Raw genomic sequence first — 19,002 nt, forward strand, 5'->3', positions numbered from 1 at the left:
TTCTTCTAATATTTTTTCGCTATTTCCGCGGCGTAATCGCGGCCGTTAGGGTAGATGTATTTAGAGAGGAAAAAGTCGAGGGGCGTTTTGTCCGCGCCGAAGCGTTCTATTGCGAGCTTCCCGTCCGCCGATTTGCGCAGGTACGCGATGTCGTTGTAGGGCGCGGCTCCCTCCTTGTGGCGCGAGAACAGCACGAGTTTCAGCGCGCCGGCGTCCATGATTTTGCGGTATTTCTTGCCCCACTTGAAGTATTCGCCGAGCGTCGCCCTGCGTTCGGCTTCGGGCATGCTCTTGAATTGCGACTCGAATTTTGCGCGGCTTGCGGGCGTCATGAAATTTCCGTATTCGTCGAGCTTCCAAGAGTAGAACACGTCCTGCGCGTTGTGGTAGAATTTTGCCTCCGCCGTTTCGTTTACGCCGTCGGCTTCGTCCATTGAAAGCAGCGCGCCGTTTTTGAATTGCAGAAACGGCAGCTTTTTCGCCTCCAACTTTTCGAGCGTCTTGGCGTCCTTTTCGGAAAGCGCGGCGGGCTTGATTTCCCGCGCGTTGGCGAAGTCGGACGTGCCGAGCAGGGCGAGAAGCGGGTCGTTGAACGACGCGTTCCAGAGGTATTTGCCGTCGGCGGATTTCTCGAAAACCATTACGTTCATTCCCGCGCGGAGGCGCGAGCCTTTCGGCATCGCGAAAACGAGAATGCGGAGCTTCCCCGCGACGGCGACCGCCGCGCTGTCGAAGTCCGCCTTTGCAAGGCGCGAGGCTTTCAGGAATTTTGCGGCGCGGGCGGCGTCCTTTTGCTTAGAGACCGCGGGCGCGTCGAGGCACGCCTTTGCCGCGGCTTTGACCGCGTCGGCGTCGTCGGCTTTCCAGAGAACCGCGTATGCGTCGAGGAACTTCGCCCCGCCGCCCTTCGTTTCGCCGACGTCTTCGAGCGCAAAGCCCGTCGGGGTTGCCGCAAACGCCGCCTGCAACGCGGCGCATGCCGAAATTATCGAAAGTATTTTTTTCATTTTAGTGGTGGTATCCCGTTTTTGCCGTGATTGTTTTTGCCCTGTAAATTTGTTCGAGAAGAATCGCCCGCGCGAATTCGTGCGTGAACGTCATCGGCGACATCGACATCAGCACGTCGGCGCGTTTTTTCACCTCGTCGGCAAGCCCGTACGCGCTGCCGATTACGAACGCGCTTCCGCCCGCCAGCTCGTCGTCTTCAAGCCGTTTCGAAAAGCCGCGCGACGTGAACGTTTTTCCCTCTTCCGACATTACATAGACTTTTCCACGAAAATTTTTCAAGGATTCCAAGATTTTTTCACATTCGCGCTCCGGTGTCGAGTCTTTTAACTCCGCAATTTCGATTCCGCCGAAGCGTTTGAGCCTGTCGGCGAAGTCGGCGCAGATTTCCGCAAGCGCGCGGTTTTTCACTTTGCCTACAACCACGAGTTTCAGCATGCCGCGCTCCTTCCGCCGCGCGTCGGGGCTGCGTTTCCGTTTCTGTTTTCTGCCTGTTTCAATGCGTCGATTTTTCGTCTTTTTATATTCCGCGCGGACGGGGGAGGTCAAGAATATAGGCGCGGGGCGTCGGCGCGTTTTTTTTGCCGCCGATATTGCTTGCGAAAATTTTGAGCCGAACTAAAACGTAGTCGTATTTTTTTTACTATGGACGTTTTTTACGAAAAAATCATGAGGCCGATTCTGTTTTCGCAGAATCCCGAATTTGCCCACGATATGGCACTCAAAGCCATGCAGGTTGTCTCCGCAGTTCCCCCGCTGAGAATGGCGATGGAATACCTCAACCTCGTCAAAACGCAAAAACCCGTAAAGGTTTTCGGGCTTGAATTTCCCAACCGCGTCGGGCTTGCCGCGGGCTTCGACAAAGACGCGTACGTCTGGCGCGCCGCGCCCGCATTCGGCTTCGGACACGTCGAAATCGGCACGGTCTCGAAACTCAAACAGGCGGGGAACCCCAAGCCGCGCATGTTCCGCTACCCCTTCGCCGAGGCGGTCGTAAACTCGTGCGGATTTCCGAACGACGGCGCGGAGGAAATCTCCAAAAGGCTCGCATCGGTTCTCGACGGCAACCGCTCGCTGACGAAAAAATGCCCGCTCGGCGTAAATATCGGGAAGTCGAAAATCACCCCCCTCGAAGAGGCGGCGGAAGACTACCTTTTCAGCTTCAACGCCCTTGCCGACTATGCCGACTTCTTTGTAATCAACGTCAGCAGCCCGAACACTCCCGAACTCCGCAAATTGCAGGGCAGGGAATTTCTGCCCAACCTCTTGGGCACGGTAAATTCGGCGAACATAGACCGTTCCAAAAAACTCGGCGTTCCGCGAATCCCGATAATTCTGAAAATCGCGCCCGATTTGACCTTTGCGGAAATCGACTCAATCCTCTCCGTGCTCTTCGAGTTGAAGCTCGACGGCATTTGCGCCACGAACACGACAATCAACCGCGACGCCTACCCGCAAATGGAAAAGAACGGCGGCATGAGCGGCGCGCCGCTTTTCGAGAAGTCGCTCGAAATCGTGAAATACATCTCGCAGGCGACCGACGGAAAACTGCCGATTATCGGCGTGGGCGGCATTACCAACGCCGACAGGGCGGGACGCATGATGAACGCGGGGGCAAGTCTTGTTCAAATCTATACGGGAATGATTTACAGAGGGCCGTTCTATGCGCGTTCCCTCGCGAAATCACTGCTGTGGCGGGATTGCAACTGGCTCTGACGGCGCGTGAAAGCACCAGTCTAAGGGCGTTTCGCGCACGTCCCAGACCGCTTACATACGCCAAGTATGCTACGCGCCCTGTGCCGTGCGCAAAGCCGCCCTTATACTGGCACTTTGACGCGCCTAACAAATGAGCGCATGGCGCGGAAGATTTTAAGTTGTGCTGGGAGAAAAGTTAAATAGAGCGTTTCGCGAGTGTCTCAGACTGCTCGCGTACGTTAGTACGCCACGCACCCTGAGCCACTCGCAAAGCCGCCCTTATACTGGCACTTTGACGCGCCTAACAAGTGAGCGCATGGCGCGGAAGATTTTAAGTTGTGCTGGGAGAAAAGTTAAATAGAGCGTTTCGCGAGTGTCTCAGACTGCTCGCGTACGTCAGTACGCCACGCACCCTGAGCCACTCGCAAAGCCACTCTTATAGGGGCATTTTGACGCCCCTAACAAATGAGCGCACGGCGCGGAAGATTTTTAGAATGCGCTGGGAGAAAAGCTGGGTTGATTGGTAAGCGGAGAATCTGTGTTTTGGGATTTCCGCTTTTTTATTTTTATCCGCGCAAAGCGCGTCTATTTTAATTTGTTTCTCGCAAACCAAAAAGATTTTTCAACGCCAGTAATTGGCGAAGCCAATACGGACTAATACAGAAAAGGCGCGGGTATACCCGCGCCGCTTAATCACTACGAGGAACGAAGTTCCGACGACTGGTGCACCTTGCGCCCAGCCTTGCGGGGAGCGGGTGGAGAATTTTGCAAAGCGAAATCCACCCCTGGGGGCGAAGCCCCCGAGACCCGACCGGCGCGGCTCGCGCCCGACGCGGCTCGCGTCAGTCGAATTTTTTGAGGTCGGAATGCTTTATAGTGGTTTCGAAGAGACGCTCGCCTTTGGAGTCGAAGAAAGAGAGGGTTGCGGCGCGGTTGTTCTCGGCGCCTTCAATTTTCACCTGAGCAAAGGAGCGGGCTTTAACGGAACTTCCGGGGACCCTGAAATAGTTCATCTCGGTAATTTCCTTGGCGGGGCGGTCGGTTAGCGGGCCGGCGGAAAGCTCGAAAACAGGGTACGCGCCAGCGCGAATGAAACGCGTGATTTCGGCATAACCTTTTTTTGCGGAAAGCACGATGACACCCTCTATCTTCTTGTCGGAGAGGAACGCCAAGAGGGCGTTGCGCTCGCGGCTCGCAAACGTGAAATTTTCGGGGCTTTCCACGGGGTTTGCGACAGGTGTGTTCATCACAATGAATTTGAAAGTCGCCTTGGAGTTGAGCAGGGCGGAGAAAAGCCAGCGCATCTGCGCGTCGCCGAGCCTTACGGGGCGGTCGTTTTTGTAGTCGAGGTTCGAACTGTTCGAGAAGTCGTCGAGAACGAAGAAGTCGGCGTCGGCATAGGAGAACGAGTACGCGCGGGAGGAGCTTTCGGCGGCTTGCGGGTTGCACCAAAATTCGCCGAAAACGTCGATGTGGTTTTTCGCGCCCGCAACGGAGGAGTCGGCAAGCGTGTTCGCGCCTAAAACGCCGTAGTTCGCCTGCGAGTTCAGCAGGGCGCGGGCGGGCTTGAACGCGCGGAAATCGGCAAGCCGCGACGCCATGGCAAAGCGCGAGGCGGAGTCGGCATGCCTGTAAACGTTCTGCGCGCCTACCCAAAGCGCGAACGCGGGCGACTTGTTCTTCGCGGCGTCGAGAATTTCGAAATCGCCGCCGGGGGTTCTGAAAGGCTCGTCGAACTTGGGATCGTTGACGTGGTTTGCTCCGAGCACGACAAAAGAGAAGTCGGGCGGGGGCGTGCGTCCCTTGTAGTCGGGAGCTGTGGCGATTTTTCCCGCCGAAGAGCTTTTGCCGTCGGAGACAACATAAGTGTACTCCGTCGAGGGGGACAGCCCTTCAAGCGCGATTTTCGCGACCGCGGGGTTCTGCGCACCGCCAATCGGCAGGATTTTCGCGTCGAACTTTTTTTCGGGATTTTTCGATTCGAAGAATTGCGCCGAAGCGTTTGCGGCGGGCGTGTCGAAACGCGCCCAGACGGCGGCTTCGCGGACGTCGGCGAAGCCCGCCATTGTGGAGATTTCGGCGTGGGCGCAAATCGCCGCGGCGAGCAGAATGGAGGTCGTTGCGGTTGTTTTCATAAAATTACTTGTTGCCGACCGCGGAGGTTTCGGCCATGTTCAGGCAGACTTCGCGGAGGTCGAAAATTATGTTGCCTATTCTCCTGATTCTCTCGCGTCCCTGCTCCGATTTCGGCTCCGGAATTTCGCCCATTTTCGCCATGATTTCGTTGAGCTTTACCGCCGACATTTTGTAGTTGCAGCGGGCGAGGAGGTCTTCGGCGAGGTCGGTCGAATTTGCGGCGAGAGCCATGAAAGTTTCGGCTTCGGTGAGGATTTTTGAAATGTCCCAGACGAGCGTCGGCGAGATTTGCGTTTCGTCCACGACCCTGCCGAAGTGCTCGCGCAGGCATTTGAGGAGGCCGCGCGTGATGATGTAGATTGGGTGGTTGAGGAGCGTCCACGGCTCTTCGGAAAATTCGGCGTCCATCTCCTCGGACTCGTCGAGGCTTTCGCCGTACTTCGGGAGCGGCCAGCCCGCGATTGTGCAGATTTCTTCGAGGGAGCGGCCGCGCAGCCTGTTGACGGTGTAGATTCCAGCGAAGCGCGCGATTTCGGCCTCCGATTTTTTCAGATACAAAAACCAGTCTTTTTCAGTCCAGCCTTTGGGATTGAAATTGTCGGAAAAGTCGTCTGCGTAGAATTCGTCCATTGAATGTGCGATATTTTGCCAAATGCGCCGCGTTTTCAAGCTTTTTTGAGGAATTGCGGCTAATGAATTATTCGGATTTTACGATGTCGGGGTGTAGTGAAAATATTGTCGAAAACCGTAAAAATTGCGATGTTCGCGCCCTTCGCGTGGGTTGCGCTCGTACCGCTTACGATACTGTCGTTCACGCGGTTTTCGGCGGCGTCGCTCGACGACGCGCGGCTGTATTTGGGATTGGCGTTGATTGTAATAGGGGCGTCGTTTTGCGCGGCGGTAGGCATTCTGTTCGCGCGGTCGCCGCACTTCGGAAAATCTACGCTGTTCCGCGACTCGCCCGATCTCGTCGTTTCGGGGCCGTTTGCATACGTCCGCAACCCCATGCCGCTTGGCGTTTTCATGATAATCGCGGGCGAGGCGTTTTTGTTCGGCTCGCTGTGGGTCGGCGCGTGGGGAGTCCTGTTTTTGATTGCCGAGCATTTTTACTTGAAGCGCGTCGAAGAGCCGTCGCTTGCGGCGCGTTTCGGGCACGGCTACTTGGAGTATTACAGAAACGTTCCGCGCTGGTTTCCGCGCTCCACGCCGTGGAAGCCGTCGATTCTGCCGTAGCGGCCGGCTTTGCGGAAATCCGCGCTCCACGCGCGTGAAGCGCGGAATTTTCCGCTGCGATGAAAAACATTGCAAAAAAATACCCCGTATCTGTTTGTGATGCGGGGTGTTTTCGCGCTCGCGCCGATGCGTTCGGGCGTCCGCGCTTTGCCGCCTTCCCGATGCGCCCGCGCGTGGGCGGAATTTCCGCGCGGCTATTTGTTTGTGCCGAAAGTTTTTTTCTCGATTCCGAGATGTTTTTCGACGTCCTTGACTCTGTCGTAAAGTTCGGGGAGGTGCCCCACGAGAATTTCGATTTTGTGCGCTTTGAGGTAGGGGCGGGGAGGCGTGCCGCGCATGTACGATTTCGGGGGAATGTCGCCGTTGACGCCGCTTTGCCCGCCAATCATCGCGCCCGCGCCGATTTTCAAGTGCCCCGCGACGCCGACCTGTCCGCCGAGCACGGCGAAGTCGCCAACCGAGGTGCTTCCCGAAATTCCGACCTGCGAGACCAGCAGCGCGCCCTTGCCGATTTGCACGTTGTGGGCAACCTGAACGAGGTTGTCGATTTTCGTTCCCGCGCCGACGAGAGTAGTTTCGAAACGCGCCCTGTCTATGCAGGTGTTTGCGCCGATTTCAGCGTCGTCTTCCACGACCACCTTGCCGACCTGCGGCACTTTGACGTGTTTGCCGTCCACGAAGACGTAGCCGTAGCCGTCCGAGCCGATAACCGCCCCGGGTTGCAGTCGCACGCGCTTGCCAAGCTCGCAGTAGTCCATGACAACCGCTGTCGGGAAGAGGAAGGAGTCTTCGCCGATTTTCGCGAATCTGCCGACGTAGTTGTTGCCCTGCAAGACCGCGCCGTCGCCGATAACCGCGCCCTCGCAAATTGAGACGTTGGGGCCTATGAACACGTTTTTGCCGATAACCGCCTTGGGGTCGATTGCGGCTGTCGGGTGGATAGCCGCCTTGGGCTTGGGCCAGAGAGCCTCCTCCACGATTTTGCAGAGCTTGGCAAGCTCTACCGACGGGTCGTCCACGCGCACGATTGCCGCGCCTTCGGGGAGCGCGCCGTCGTAGTTGCGGGGCAGGAGAACCGCGCCCGCCTTTGTGGTGGGCACTTCGTGGGCGTATTTTTTGTTGCCGAGGAAAGTCAGGTCGGTCGGCTTCGCCTTTTCGAGGCTTGCGATTCCCGAAATTTCGGCGTCCGCATTGCCCGAAATTTCGGGGTTTGCGAAGAGCTTGACGATTTCTTTTATGGGATATTTCTGGTTCATTGCTTGTCGTTGATGTAGGCGACTCTCGTGTGGAGCATGTTCAGCATTGTCGCTACGATGCTGCTCTTGATTTTCGAAAGCTGTTTTACGGTAATCGGGCATTCGTCGAGCTGCCCGTCGGTCATTTTCGAGCGGATTATCGAGCTTACCTTTTCCTCGATTCCGTGCTGTGTGATGTGTTTGAGCGACCTCGACGCCGCCTCGCACGAGTCGGCAATCATGATGATTGCGTTTTCCACTGTTTGCGGCAGAGTGCCCTCGTAGCGGTACGTGCTTTCCTCGATTCCCGCGTCGCGCAGAGCCTGCAAGGGGTCTTTGATTCCGTTTGCCTTCGCCATTTCCTGCGCCTTGTAGTAGAAGTACGACACTATCGACTTGCCGTGGTGCTGGTCAATCGCGTCTGTAATCTGCTTGGGAAGCTTTGCGATTTTCGCGATTTCCGCGCCCTCGCGAATGTGGTTTTTGATGATTAACGCGCTCATCGACGGATTCTTTTCGTCGTGGGCGTTCTTGCCGCCGCCTTGGTTTTCGGTGAAAAATTCGGGCTTCTGGATTTTCCCGATGTCGTGGTAGAGCGAGCCTACGCGGCAGACCATCGGGTTCGCGTTGACGGCGACCGCCGCCGCCTCCGCAAGATACGAGACCATTACGCTGTGGTGGTATGTTCCGGGGGCTTCTATTTGCAGGCGGCGGAGGAGCGGGTTGTTGAAGTCGGTGTAGTCGAGCAGCGTTATGTTCGAGTACCGGTTGAAGATTCTTTCCACGAGCGGCAGAACCGCGAGCGCCACAAGCCCCGTCAACGCGCCGGAGCCTACCGCCAAGAGCGACTGCCTCCAAACAATCGAAATCGAAAGCCCTACGCAGTTGCCTATGACGAACGAAATCGCCGCGATGAACAGCCCGTAAATGACGCCCCCCAAAATCACCTGCGGGCGGGTCGAAGCCCCCGCGCAGAAGTAGATTGCGACGAGCGCCGACGCCAGAAATATCGCAAAGTATATAATGCCTTCGCCGACCATCGCCGTTGTTAGAGCCGCCACCATCAACGCCATGATGAAGCCCGTGTAAGAGCCGAACAGCAGCACTTGGATAATCGGGCCGAGCATAATCGGGGCGACGTACGCGAGGATTTGCATCATGGGCGTGTTCGAGTCGAAGTACTCCGCATTGCTCATTTCAACGAGCGTGCGTTCGAGCGCGAGGTTTAGCAGAAGCAGTGTGCAGAAAATTGCAATCGTGCGCGGACGCCTGTTCTTTTGCGTCTTGCTGATTACCAAAAACAGCGCGCCCATCGTCATCAGCAGCAGGCAGAAAATGAATTCGACCGAGCTTGTTTTGAGCGTCGATGTCGTGCCGCGCTTTTGAAGCTCCGCCTTGTACGCCTTGATTTTTTCGGTGATTAGCGGCGAGGGTGTTGTGTCTGAGTCTACAAGCGTGTCGCCCGCGCGGATTTTCACGATAACGTCGCCTACTTTGCTTCGGGCTTCGTCGCGGCGTTTTTTCGTGTTTTCCTCGTCGAATTCGACGTTCGGGCGGAGGGCTTGGTTCATCGTGCGGTAGAGCGCGTAGGCGAGCTGTTCGCTAAGCCCGAGCGTCTTCACCTTTTCGAGGAACTCCCTGCGGGCGTCGGACTCGCTCACGGCTCTGAGTTTGAACATCTCCAAGATGTTGGAATCTCCCGCGCGAAGCCCCGATGCGTTGAGTCCGCCTTGCAGGTCGAGCGGCATGCCCGCGTTCGTCGAGAAAATCGCGTCGCCGTCGGCGTAGATGCCGTCGCGCAGAATGTTTTCGAGGTGGAATGCGGTCTGGTTGAAAGTCCTCGCCATGTTTTCCGCCGAGGTGCGCTCGTAGATTGTCTTGATGTCGTAGGGCGACACAGAAATGTTTGCGCTTTTCCTGATTTCCGCCGAGATTTCACCGAAGAATTTGCCCGACTTTTTTTCGGCTTCGTCGAGGCCGTCGAATTTTTTGCGGTTTTCGGAGAGTATCGACGTCAGCTTTTTTATGTTGTTCGATTCCGCCGCAATCGACGCCGCGTTGGTCTTGTAGTAGGGCGGGATTTTCTCCGCGTTGCGCTCGCGGTTGAGCTGCGTCTGGATTTCGCTTTTGTAGGAAAAGTCGAACGGCGAAATTACCTGCACCTGCGCCATCTTGCTTTTCGAGACCATGTGCGGAATTGTCGGCGCTTTGTTTACGAAGCAGATTCCGTAGACGAGCGCGGACATGGCAAGCACCACGCCGCAAATCGCCGCGAAGTTCAGCTTTCTGAATTTCGACTTCTTGGGGTCTTGCGAGAGGATTTTGCGCTTTGCGCGCTCCGCCCTGTAATTTTTGAAATTGTTTAGCATTGTTTTTTAGAGTCGTACGCCGCCACTATTTTCGTAACGAGCGGGTGTCTGATTACGTCGCCCGCGTCGAAGCGGAATATTTTTACGCCGTCCACGCCGTCGAGCGTTTCGAGCGCGTCGACAAGCCCCGATTTTTTGTTGCGGGGCAGGTCGATTTGCGTGATGTCGCCTGTAATCGCCATTTTGGAATTTTCGCCGAGCCTTGTCAAAAACATCATCATTTGTTCGTGCGAAGTGTTTTGCGCTTCGTCGAGGATTACAAACGCGTTTGAAAGCGTGCGCCCGCGCATGTACGCAAGCGGCGCAATTTCGACAATCTGCCGTTCGACGAGCGCGAGGGTTTCCTCCGCGCCGAGCATGTCGTTCATTGCGTCGTAGAGCGGGCGCAGGTAGGGCAGCAGCTTCTCCTGCAAATCCCCCGGCAGGAAGCCGAGAGCCTCCCCCGCCTCGACCGCGGGGCGCGTCAGAACCACCCTTTCGACACGCTTGTCCCTCAAAAGTTTCAGGGCTGCGGCGACCGCCAAATAGGTCTTGCCCGTCCCCGCGGGGCCCACGCCGAAAACGACGTCGTTTTCGAGAACGGCTTTTAGGTAGTTTTTCTGGTTTATGTTTTTGGGGACAATGCTCTTGCGCTTTAAGTCTACGATAATCGGCTTATCGAACACGCGGATAATGTCGTCGATTTTTCCCGACGCGGCGCGGTCTAGCATGTTGCGGAAGTCGTTGTTGCCTATGCGCAGACCCTGTTTGCGGGCGGCGCACATTGTGTCGAAAAATTTTTCGGCAAGCTCCGCCTTTTTCTTGACGCCCTCGATTGTCAGCCAGCCGTCGCGCGCGACGAGCTCCACGCCGAATTTTTCCTCCGCAAGTTCGAGGTTTTCGTATCTGTTTGCGTACAGTTCGGCGAGCTTGTGCGCCGTCTCGAATGTGAGGGTTTTCTTCATGCGACGAATTTGATTAGCCTTTCCCAAAGCGAGTCCATTGCTTCGGGGAGGACGCGGGTGTCGGCGATGACCGGCATGAAATTCGTGTCGCCGTCCCAGCGCGGAACAACGTGGCAGTGCAGGTGCTGCGGTATTCCCGCGCCCGCTTTCGAGCCGAGGTTGAAGCCCACGTTGAACGCGTCGGGCTTTATCGCCTGCCGCAGGATTTTCTTTGCCTTTATGATTGCGTCGAAAAATTCGGCTTTCTCTTCGCCTTCGAGAAGCTCTATATCGCCGACTTCCCTGAGCGGCAGAACAAGCAGGTGCCCGCAGTTGTAGGGAAACTTGTTCATTACTATGAACGAGTATTTGCCCTTCCAGAGAATGTGGTATTTTTTGAAGTCGTCCGACTTCGCCATTTCGACAAACGGGTTGCCGCCTTTTTTGCCCGAATCGTCGCGCGGTTTGGGGGCTTCGATATACGGCATTCTCCAATATGAGTGCAGTCTTTCCATATTTAAGGCAGTTAGTTAATCAGAAGCTTTTGTGTTTGTCAACGAATGAAAAGCGGGCATGCATGGGCGCAAAAAACGGTATCGGGTGTGCCCCGATACCGTTTTTGAGGGTTTAAGCCTTTTTACTTGCGGCGGCGGTATACCGCCAAGCCGAGGGCGATTGCCCCGAAGATTGACGCCCATTCGGCGGGTTCGGGAATCGCGGAGTTCGCGAGGTAGCCGCTTGCGTCTACGCTCCAAAGTCCGTCGAGCAACTTGCCGGCCTTATCGTAGGCTACGAGCGTGATTTTGTCGCCCGCCGAGATTTCGAATTCGCCGCTGCTGATGAGCTCCGTCATCCAGCCGTCAACCTTGACGAGTCCGTTTTCGAAGTCGAGGAACGTGAGTGCGAAGTCCGTGCCTTTTGCGTCCGGTTGGTATGCGGCAACGTTTGCGATGTGCAGTTCCGCGCCGTTGAGGTCTATTGACAACTGCGACTTGCGCAGGGGGCGCAGGTTCTTGATGAAATAGGCTTCGCCGCAGTCTGTGAGAACGATTTTCGCGTCGGCGTTTTCGCTGAGGTCTTTTACGCAGATGTTTGTGTTGGACGCAAGGTTCGAGGCGTGCGAAAGTTCAAGCGTGCCTTTCGATTGCGAGAACATGATTAGGGGTGCGAGGATTTTCGACGTTGCGTCAACCACAATCTTGCCGCCCGTAAGCCCGATGAACGAGTTTGTCGAGGTGTTGATTGTGCCGCCGTTTTTGAGCGTAATCGTCTTGCCTTCGTAGATGTTGAACGCGTATGTGCTGTTTGTCGCGGTCGTATTGATGAGGCTGCCGCCGTCTACCAAGATGCTTTTGTACGATACGCTTTCGGAGCTGTGCGCCGCGCCTTTCGTCTTGATGTCGAGCATGCCCTTTACCGTGATGTCGCCTCTGATTAACATTGTGGAGCCGTCGCCGGTAAGCGTTTTGTTTGAAAAGTCGAAGGTTGTCTTTGCGCCGCTGTCGATTGTCAGCTGCGTGTTGTCTTCCATTACGATTCTGTCGGTCGTGAAGTCGCCCTTGATTGTCAGTTCCGCAGCTTCATAGGACGAGCCGCTTTCGAAAGTCGTCGCGGTTTTCAGCACGAGGTATTGCGCGGCGAGGTCGGAGGACGCCGTAAGGGTGTTGTTTTTGCCGTAGAATCTTACCGTGCCCTGCGATGTTCCGTCTTTTGCGAGGTTCGAGCCGCCGAGGACGATGTTCGAGTTTTCATACACGCTCAGACCGTCCGACAAAAGCGAGCCGCTCGACGTGAAGTTCGAGCCGTAGACGTTGATTACGTTAGCAGACACAGTGCCCGTGTTTTCAAAGTTCGTGTCGCGGAGTGTCATGGTGTTTGCGACATTGACTTTACCCGCAACCGTCATTTTTGAATCCCACTCCATTTTGGACGGGTCGGAAAGGTTTTTGAATCTGCCGCTTACGTCGATCGATTTAATATTTGCGGTAATGCCTTCACCGATGTAAACCGTTCTGCCGTATCTGTTTCTTATATTTGCGCCACCCGAGGCCGCGTCGGTCGTTTCCAATTTAATCTCAACTTTCGAGGACGTGAAATTCATCGTGGCTTCGTTTTGGGAATCGCTGTTTGTGAAATTCAGTCCGAGCGAGTAGCTGCTGCTAAGCCCCGTGCTTGCGCTTGTAGTGTCGTTATAGTCTACAAGATTGTTCGTAAAGGTAAGGGTTTTGCCGTTGAGGTCGAGGTTCAGATTGCAGTGGTCGCCGCCCGTTCCGGAAATTTTGAATCTTTGAAGAGTGAAGTCTTTGTCGGCAATAACGTAGCTGTCGGTCATATCGGTAGTTGTATTGCCGCCGTTGCCGTGCCATATGACTTCGCCAGCCGTTGTGCCGCCGCCGAACGAGCCCCAAGTGGACATTGCCGTGGGGTTTTCCTTGTCGGCAGAGCCTTTTTCCGCAAACGCGGCGGTGGCTGCGAGCGCGGAGAGTAATATTAGATACTTTTTCATGGTAATTCCGAGGTTTTAAGTGGTTAGTTTTCGAAAACTAAGAGTATTATAATACAGGCATTGAATCTTTATCAACGAAAATATTTTGGTATTTTTGCGCGTTTTGGTATTCCCGAACCTCCTCCGACCGCCCATTTTACGCCTGCAAAGAGTTTGAGTCCGTTTTTTTTTCGATTTTACCGCGCTCGTTTTTCGAAATGTTTTTTGCAAAAAAAAGACCCCGAACGGAAATCCGTTCGGAGTCTCAAAATTATTGAGTTGCCGAGTTTTCTATTGGAACGAATGCGGCTCCGCCTTGACTTTTGCCAGTCTCACAAATGCGGGCATTCCGTTTTCGAACGGCACCTGAACTTCGCCCTGCATGAGCGGGAGCATGTATTTATTGAACTGGTAGCTGATTGAGATTTTGTCTTCGCCAATCCAGTTTTCGGGGAAGTGTTTTACGCCGTTTGCAACTCTGTCAAGCTCCGTAAGCACGGTTTCGCAGGAGTATTTTTCGGTGTCGCCGCGCACGAGGGTTACCATCACGCCAGATTCGCCGTCTGCCGCAGCCTTCACCGCCGCCTGACCGCACATGAACGCCTCGTTGGAGTCCGTAAGCGATGCGCACGTTTCCGCCGCCCTCTGGACGTGTCCGGGCTTCGACGAGCGCGCCTTGACCCCCGGCAGGTTCTTGGAAACCAAGTCTTCGAGGTAGCTGCCTACGCCGCCGAGCTTTGCGTGTCCGAAAGAGTCTTGGGCGGCTTCGCCCTCCGCAACGTAGTTGCCGTTTGCGTCGGCGAGGCCTTCGCTTGCCACAACAAGGCAGTACTTGTTGACTTTAAGGCATTCCTGCACCTGCGCGATAAAGTATTCGGGGTTGAACGCCACTTCGGGGAGGAGAATGATGTGCGGCGGGTCTTGCAGTTCGCCGCGGCGTTTTGCCATTGTCGTGCCTGCGGCAATCCAGCCTGCGTCTCTGCCCATTACTTCGACAATCGAAACGAGGTCGTGGTTGCCCATGGATTCGTGGTCGAGCGCAAGTTCGCGTATCGACGCGCAGAGGTATTTTACTACGCTGCCGTAGCCGGGGCAGTGGTCTGTCATGGGGAGGTCGTTATCGACGGTTTTCGGCACGCCGATTGCGCGGAGCGCGTATCCCTTTTCGTCGGCATACTGCGAGATTTTGTTGGTGGTGTCCTGCGAGTCGTTCCCGCCGATGTAGAAGAAGAAGCGGATATTGTATTTCTTGAATACTTCGAGGAGTTTCGCAAAGTCCTGCTCGGTCTTCAACTTGTAGCGGCATGTGCCGAGAGCCGAACCCGGTGTGTAGCGAAGGCCGCGAACCGTCTGCTGCGATTCCTGCGCCAAGTCTATAATCTGTTCGTTCAAAATGCCTTCGATACCGTTGAGACCGCCGTAGATTTCCTCTATGCAGTCGTGGTTGAGGGCTTCGGTGATTACGCCCGCAAGGCTCGCGTTGATGACCGCCGTAGGGCCGCCGGATTGTGCAACCAGTACATTGCCGATTAATTCTTCCATATGTGAATCTTTCTTAATTAAGATAAAAATTTGTTTGCAGTTTGCCGTTTTTTGCCTTTTTGGCAAACTTTTTCTACCCGATTCGATAAAAAAGGTGGATTTTTTCATTCGGTTGTGTATCAAAATTCGTCTTTAATATAAAAATATGGATTCCGACGGGCAGCACAGTTCAGATTTTTCCGATGGCGGCGGCGCGGACGGCGGCGTTTCGCAACAGCCCGTCGTGCGCTCGCGCTTCAAGTGCCTCTACCCGCGCAGGGTAAACGCCGACATGCTCCAATGCCTGCCGATTGTCGCGTACAGGGGCGAAATAGTCCTTGTGGAAGACGACGACAGGCTCGACGCCGTTCTGCCCGAAATTCTGCGCGAGCGCGTGCTCGGCTTCGACACCGAAACGCGCCCGAACTTTTCGCGCAACAAGCACTATTTGGTTTCCATTCTCCAACTTTGCGGCGCGGAGAAAGTCTGGATTATCAGGCTCGAACCGCTCAAACACAGGCTTTCCGACATTTACGAAATTCTCGAAAACCCCGCAATCAAGAAGGTGGGGCTTGCGGTTCACGGCGACATTCTCTCGCTCAAAGAACGCTGGCTGTTTTCGCCCGCGGGCTTTGTCGATATTGCGCAGTCCACAAAGGGAATCGGCGTGATAAACACGGGCATGAAAAACCTCGCGGCCCTCGTTTTGGGCGAGCGCATTTCGAAGTCGGCGCAGCTGACGAACTGGGCGAGCGACTCGCTCACGAAAAAACAGCTCGAATACGCCGCGACCGACGCTTGGATTAGCCGCAGGCTCTTTCTCGAAGTCAAAAAAAGCATCGAGACCACAAGCATCGCCCTCGAACCCGAACCGAAGCAGAAGCACAGGTTCAACTTCAAGGTTTTCGTGTCGGGCATGATGCGCACGCTCGCAAAGAAATTCGGCGAGGTTAAGCTGCGCCGACAGCATGTTTCCGCGCCCAAGAAAAGCGACGCAAACAAACAGCAGCCCCGCAACGGCGGGCGCAGACGCTCTGGCAAACGGAATCCGCAGGACGGCCGAAATTCGGGCGGAAAGCGCGGATAATTTTTGCGCAGGCTCGCGGGGCGCGAGGCGTTTCTGTCTCAACCGCGATTGGGGCAAGCGATAATTTTTGCGCAGACGCGCCGCGAGTGTTTGTTGCGCGGGGAGCGTATTTCGCGGTGTAGGCGGCTGCCGTTCGGCATGTATGCTTGCGCGTATTTGTTGCGCGGGAGGTATTATATAAAGGCGAGGTTGCTCAGAGTCGGCATTCGGCATGCAGGCGTTGCGCGTTGCAATTATATTATACAGGCGGCGCGGACTGACGCGATTGATTTTTCCGCCGCGCGTGTTTTGCGCGGAATTTATGCGGCGCGTTGTCGGGAAAATTTCGGCGCGGATTGTTCGGCGGATTTGCGCCGCAGTCGAGAGGCGGATTTTTTGCGCGTCGGGGCGGGTTAAAATTCCCCGCGCCCCACGAGCAACGCGTAGTTGTTGCCCCATTCGCTCGACGCAATGCACATTATTTTTTTCGGGTTGTCGGGCAGTTTTGCCTCGTCGAAAAGTTTTACGCCGGTGCGCTGTTTCCAGAGCGGTCTGCCGCCCGCCAAGGCTTCGAGCGCGAACACGAGCGTTGCGGGCGCGGACGCCGTTTCGAGGTATCCCGTGTTGAGCGAGCTTGCGAGCATCGGGGCGTCGGGGAAGAGCGTGTCGCGGACGAACACCGCGACGGAGTCTTGCGCGCAGCCGCGCGGACTCCACAAAACCAAGTCGATTTCCTCCGCGCGAATCTTTGCCGCGTCAAGTGCTTCGCGCGCCGCCCGCAGGAGTCCGTCGTTGTCCAAGTTGTGCGAGCCGAACGCGCAGGCGTCGGAAGCCGCCGCAAAGGCGAGAATTTCGCCGAGGATTTTTGCTCCCCGCGCTTTCGCTGTTTCCGCGTCTTCGACGAGCGCCGCAGCCGCGCCCTCGCCGAGCACTCCGCACGAGGGCGTCGAAAAGCTTAGCCTGAAATTTTCCTCTATCGCGCCCCTGTGGATTTTCCCGAATTTTTCGTAGGCGTCTATTTCGCGCTTGTAGAGTTCGTCGGCGGCGATTGCGAGCACGCTTTTTACGGCGTTTTCGCGGACGAGCCGCGCCGCGTGTCCGAGCGTTTGCAGCCCCGAATTCGGGCCGGACGTCAGCGTGATGTTCGCGCCCTTTATTTCGAGAGCCTTCGACACCCAGCCCGCCGTCGAGTTCGGCGTGATGTTCGAGAAGCAGGCGATGTCGCCGCGGTTGTCGGGCGACGAGAACACCGCCTCCATGTGCGCGGTTTCCGACGAGCCGCGGCATGTGGAAACCGCAAGCCCCACGCTTTCGCAGTTGTCCCTGCGGATTCGCAGCCCAGCCTTGTCGAGCGCGCCCTTTGCGGCGAGCGTCGCCATGACCGCAATCGGCGTCATTCCCGAAAAATCGACGCGCCTGTCGAGCGTCCGCGGGTTCGGCAGGTTCACTAGCCCCGCGCTGCGCTCCGACTCGAAGCGCGAAATTTTCGCCACTCCCGATTCTCCGTTTTCGAGCGCATCGATGTTCTTTTCCGTCCCGATTCCGAGCGGCGTTATCGCCGAACAGCCCGTGATTACCGTGCGGACTTCCGATTCGGGCTTTTCGCGCCGAACAAACGAGTCTTTCGCCACGACCACCGCCGCGTTGTTGCCCGCAAACGCGTAGTTTGCCGAAATGAAGCGGTCGTATTCGGTTTCGATTCCCGCGCCGCCGACAGCCTCTATTTCGCAGCCCGCGCGTGCGCCCACATTGCGGAGCGTGGGCGGAATGAAATTGTCGTTCATTGCCAGCAGCTGGCATGTCGCCTCTATTATTCCCGTCGCGCCCATGCAGTGCCCCGTGTACGATTTTGTCGAGGTCGTCGGCACGTTTGCGCCGCCGAGAAATTTTGCTATTCCCTTCGATTCAGCTCTGTCGTTTGCCGCCGTTCCGGAGCCGTGGGCGTTTATGCAGCCAGCTTCGGCGGGCGAAATTCCCGCGTCGGCCGCGGCGTCGCGCATGGTGCGGAACGCGCCGTCGCCGCGGGGGTCGGGCTGCGTGGGGTGGTGGGCGTCGCCGCTTGTGGCGTGCCCTACGATTTTCCCGTAGATTTTCGCCCCCCGCGCCTTTGCGATTCCCCTGTTTTCGATAATCCAGAACGCCGCGCCCTCGCCGATGTTCATTCCCACGGGCGTCGAAAACGGCGCGATTTTTTCGGGCGACATCACCTTGATTGCGTTGAAGCCCGCGAAGTTCGACAACGCCGCCGCGTCCGCGCCGCCCGCCAAGACGCAGTCGTAGCGTCCCGACTCCACGAGCGACTGCGCAATTCCCAACGCCGCCGTCGAGCCAGAGCACGCCGTGTTGATTACAATGCACTCGCCGCCGATTTTAAGCGCGTCCGCCACCGCCTTGCCGATTGCGTAGTTTTCGTACTGGTCAAGCTCGGCTTTGCCGAATTTTACGGACGGGTCGCGGTACTGCGCTACGTATTCCGCTTCTCCCGAATTTAGACCTGCGTTGCACGTTGCAAGCACCGCCGCCGTGCGGGGGGGCAGGGCGGGAAGCCCCGCGTTTTTCGCCGCCCGCCGCGCTGCGGAAATGGCGAGCCGCAGGAAGGGGTCGGTAAAAGTTTCAAGCTCGGCGGCGGACATTTCCGCGGCGTAGTCGAAATGCGTTTCGCCGCACATTTGCGACGCGAAGCGCGACGCGTCTATTTTCGTCGCCTGCGCAATGCCGTCGCGCCCCGCGCGGAGGGAGGCGAGAATGGACTCGCAGTCGTTGCCTATCGGCGTGATTGCGCCTATTCCCGTGATTGCGGCCTCAATTTTGTTTTGTTGCATTCCGATTTGTGTTTAAGGTTGAAACGAATTCGAGCGCGAGCGTGTAGCTTTCCGCCTCGATTTTAATTTTCGTCGGGATTTCGCGCCCGCCGATTTTTTTGAAATTTCCGAAAACCGCCCTGTATCCGTCGAACGACACCGATTCGAGCCTGTCGCCCGACCTCCCGAAAAACACGGTGTCTGCATTCCCGAAACCGCCGAATCCGAGCACGATTCGGAGGTCGCGCAGGGCGAATTTTTCGGCGAGCCTTTGCGGCAGAATCGCGCTTCCCTCGCACGAGGCGTTTCCGTCGGCGTCCGCCGAGATTTTCGCGAGCCTCCCCGCGACGCCCTGCAAGACCATCTGCGCCGAGTTTTCTCCGCCCGCAACGTACACTGTAAGCGCGATGTCCGCGCCGCCTGCCGAGAGAATCCCGCGCTGAATGTACGACATTCCCCGCAGCGGGTAGTCTGCCGCGAATGCTGCCGCGCAGAGCATGAGCGCGAGGGCGACTGTTGCGAGTTTGCGCATT

General features: G+C 56.5%; 15 protein-coding genes. 3 read left to right on the forward strand and 12 right to left on the reverse strand.

Annotation, left to right across the window (positions count from 1 at the left end):
• Positions 1-5: 5 nt before the first annotated feature.
• Positions 6-1,007 (reverse strand): hypothetical protein, encoded by a 1,002-nt coding sequence (locus tag P3B99_009015; protein WYJ07335.1) that lies wholly within the window; start codon positions 1,005-1,007, stop codon positions 6-8.
• Between the two features lies 1 nt (position 1,008).
• Positions 1,009-1,443, reverse strand: coding sequence for a 23S rRNA (pseudouridine(1915)-N(3))-methyltransferase RlmH (locus P3B99_009020; GenBank protein WYJ07336.1), 435 nt, complete (start codon positions 1,441-1,443; stop codon positions 1,009-1,011).
• 207 nt (positions 1,444-1,650) lie between these two features.
• Between P3B99_009020 and P3B99_009025 the strand changes: the two genes are divergently transcribed.
• A complete protein-coding gene (locus tag P3B99_009025) occupies positions 1,651-2,721 on the forward strand; it encodes a quinone-dependent dihydroorotate dehydrogenase (GenBank protein WYJ07337.1) in 1,071 nt (356 codons plus the stop codon).
• Positions 2,722-3,542: 821 nt separating this feature from the next.
• On the opposite strand, the gene P3B99_009030 is transcribed toward P3B99_009025, so the two are convergent.
• On the reverse strand, positions 3,543-4,835 hold the full coding sequence (locus tag P3B99_009030; protein WYJ07338.1) for an alkaline phosphatase D family protein: 1,293 nt from the start codon (positions 4,833-4,835) through the stop codon (positions 3,543-3,545).
• A 4-nt stretch (positions 4,836-4,839) separates the two neighbouring features.
• Positions 4,840-5,466: a hypothetical protein gene (locus P3B99_009035; protein ID WYJ07339.1), complete on the reverse strand. Its 627-nt coding sequence runs from the start codon at positions 5,464-5,466 to the stop codon at positions 4,840-4,842.
• A 96-nt stretch (positions 5,467-5,562) separates the two neighbouring features.
• Between P3B99_009035 and P3B99_009040 the strand changes: the two genes are divergently transcribed.
• Positions 5,563-6,069 (forward strand): isoprenylcysteine carboxylmethyltransferase family protein, encoded by a 507-nt coding sequence (locus P3B99_009040; protein ID WYJ07340.1) that lies wholly within the window; start codon positions 5,563-5,565, stop codon positions 6,067-6,069.
• A gap of 194 nt (positions 6,070-6,263) precedes the next feature.
• Here P3B99_009040 and lpxD read toward each other — a convergent pair whose 3' ends face one another.
• The 6 genes from lpxD to P3B99_009070 form a co-directional block, all read right to left on the reverse strand.
• A complete protein-coding gene (gene lpxD, locus P3B99_009045; GenBank protein ID WYJ07341.1) occupies positions 6,264-7,325 on the reverse strand; it encodes a UDP-3-O-(3-hydroxymyristoyl)glucosamine N-acyltransferase in 1,062 nt (353 codons plus the stop codon).
• Positions 7,322-9,673, reverse strand: a complete 2,352-nt coding sequence (locus P3B99_009050; protein ID WYJ07342.1) for an HDIG domain-containing metalloprotein — start codon at positions 9,671-9,673, stop codon at positions 7,322-7,324. Before P3B99_009050 ends, lpxD begins: the two co-directional genes overlap by 4 nt.
• A complete protein-coding gene (locus tag P3B99_009055; GenBank protein ID WYJ07343.1) occupies positions 9,667-10,617 on the reverse strand; it encodes a PhoH family protein in 951 nt (316 codons plus the stop codon). Before P3B99_009055 ends, P3B99_009050 begins: the two co-directional genes overlap by 7 nt.
• Complete coding sequence (locus P3B99_009060; GenBank protein WYJ07344.1) at positions 10,614-11,111, reverse strand: HIT domain-containing protein; 498 nt, start codon at positions 11,109-11,111, stop codon at positions 10,614-10,616. Before P3B99_009060 ends, P3B99_009055 begins: the two co-directional genes overlap by 4 nt.
• 122 nt (positions 11,112-11,233) lie before the next feature.
• A complete protein-coding gene (locus P3B99_009065; protein ID WYJ07345.1) occupies positions 11,234-13,102 on the reverse strand; it encodes a hypothetical protein in 1,869 nt (622 codons plus the stop codon).
• A gap of 270 nt (positions 13,103-13,372) precedes the next feature.
• A complete protein-coding gene (locus tag P3B99_009070; protein ID WYJ07346.1) occupies positions 13,373-14,623 on the reverse strand; it encodes a 6-phosphofructokinase in 1,251 nt (416 codons plus the stop codon).
• A gap of 145 nt (positions 14,624-14,768) precedes the next feature.
• Between P3B99_009070 and P3B99_009075 the strand changes: the two genes are divergently transcribed.
• Entirely contained in the window at positions 14,769-15,689 is a 921-nt protein-coding gene (locus P3B99_009075; protein WYJ07347.1) for a 3'-5' exonuclease, read from the forward strand.
• Positions 15,690-16,081: 392 nt separating this feature from the next.
• Here the strand turns inward: P3B99_009075 and P3B99_009080 are convergent, their stop codons facing one another.
• Positions 16,082-18,490 carry a beta-ketoacyl-[acyl-carrier-protein] synthase family protein gene (locus tag P3B99_009080; protein WYJ07348.1) on the reverse strand — a complete coding sequence of 803 codons (2,409 nt, stop codon included), beginning with the start codon at positions 18,488-18,490 and terminating at the stop codon, positions 16,082-16,084.
• Entirely contained in the window at positions 18,471-19,001 is a 531-nt protein-coding gene (locus P3B99_009085) for a hypothetical protein (GenBank protein ID WYJ07349.1), read from the reverse strand. The genes P3B99_009080 and P3B99_009085 overlap by 20 nt, the downstream gene beginning before the upstream one ends.
• Position 19,002 lies beyond the last annotated feature (1 nt).

The sequence above is a fragment of the Opitutia bacterium KCR 482 genome, assembly GCA_029269845.2.
Taxonomy (GTDB): domain Bacteria; phylum Verrucomicrobiota; class Verrucomicrobiia; order Opitutales; family Intestinicryptomonadaceae; genus Merdousia.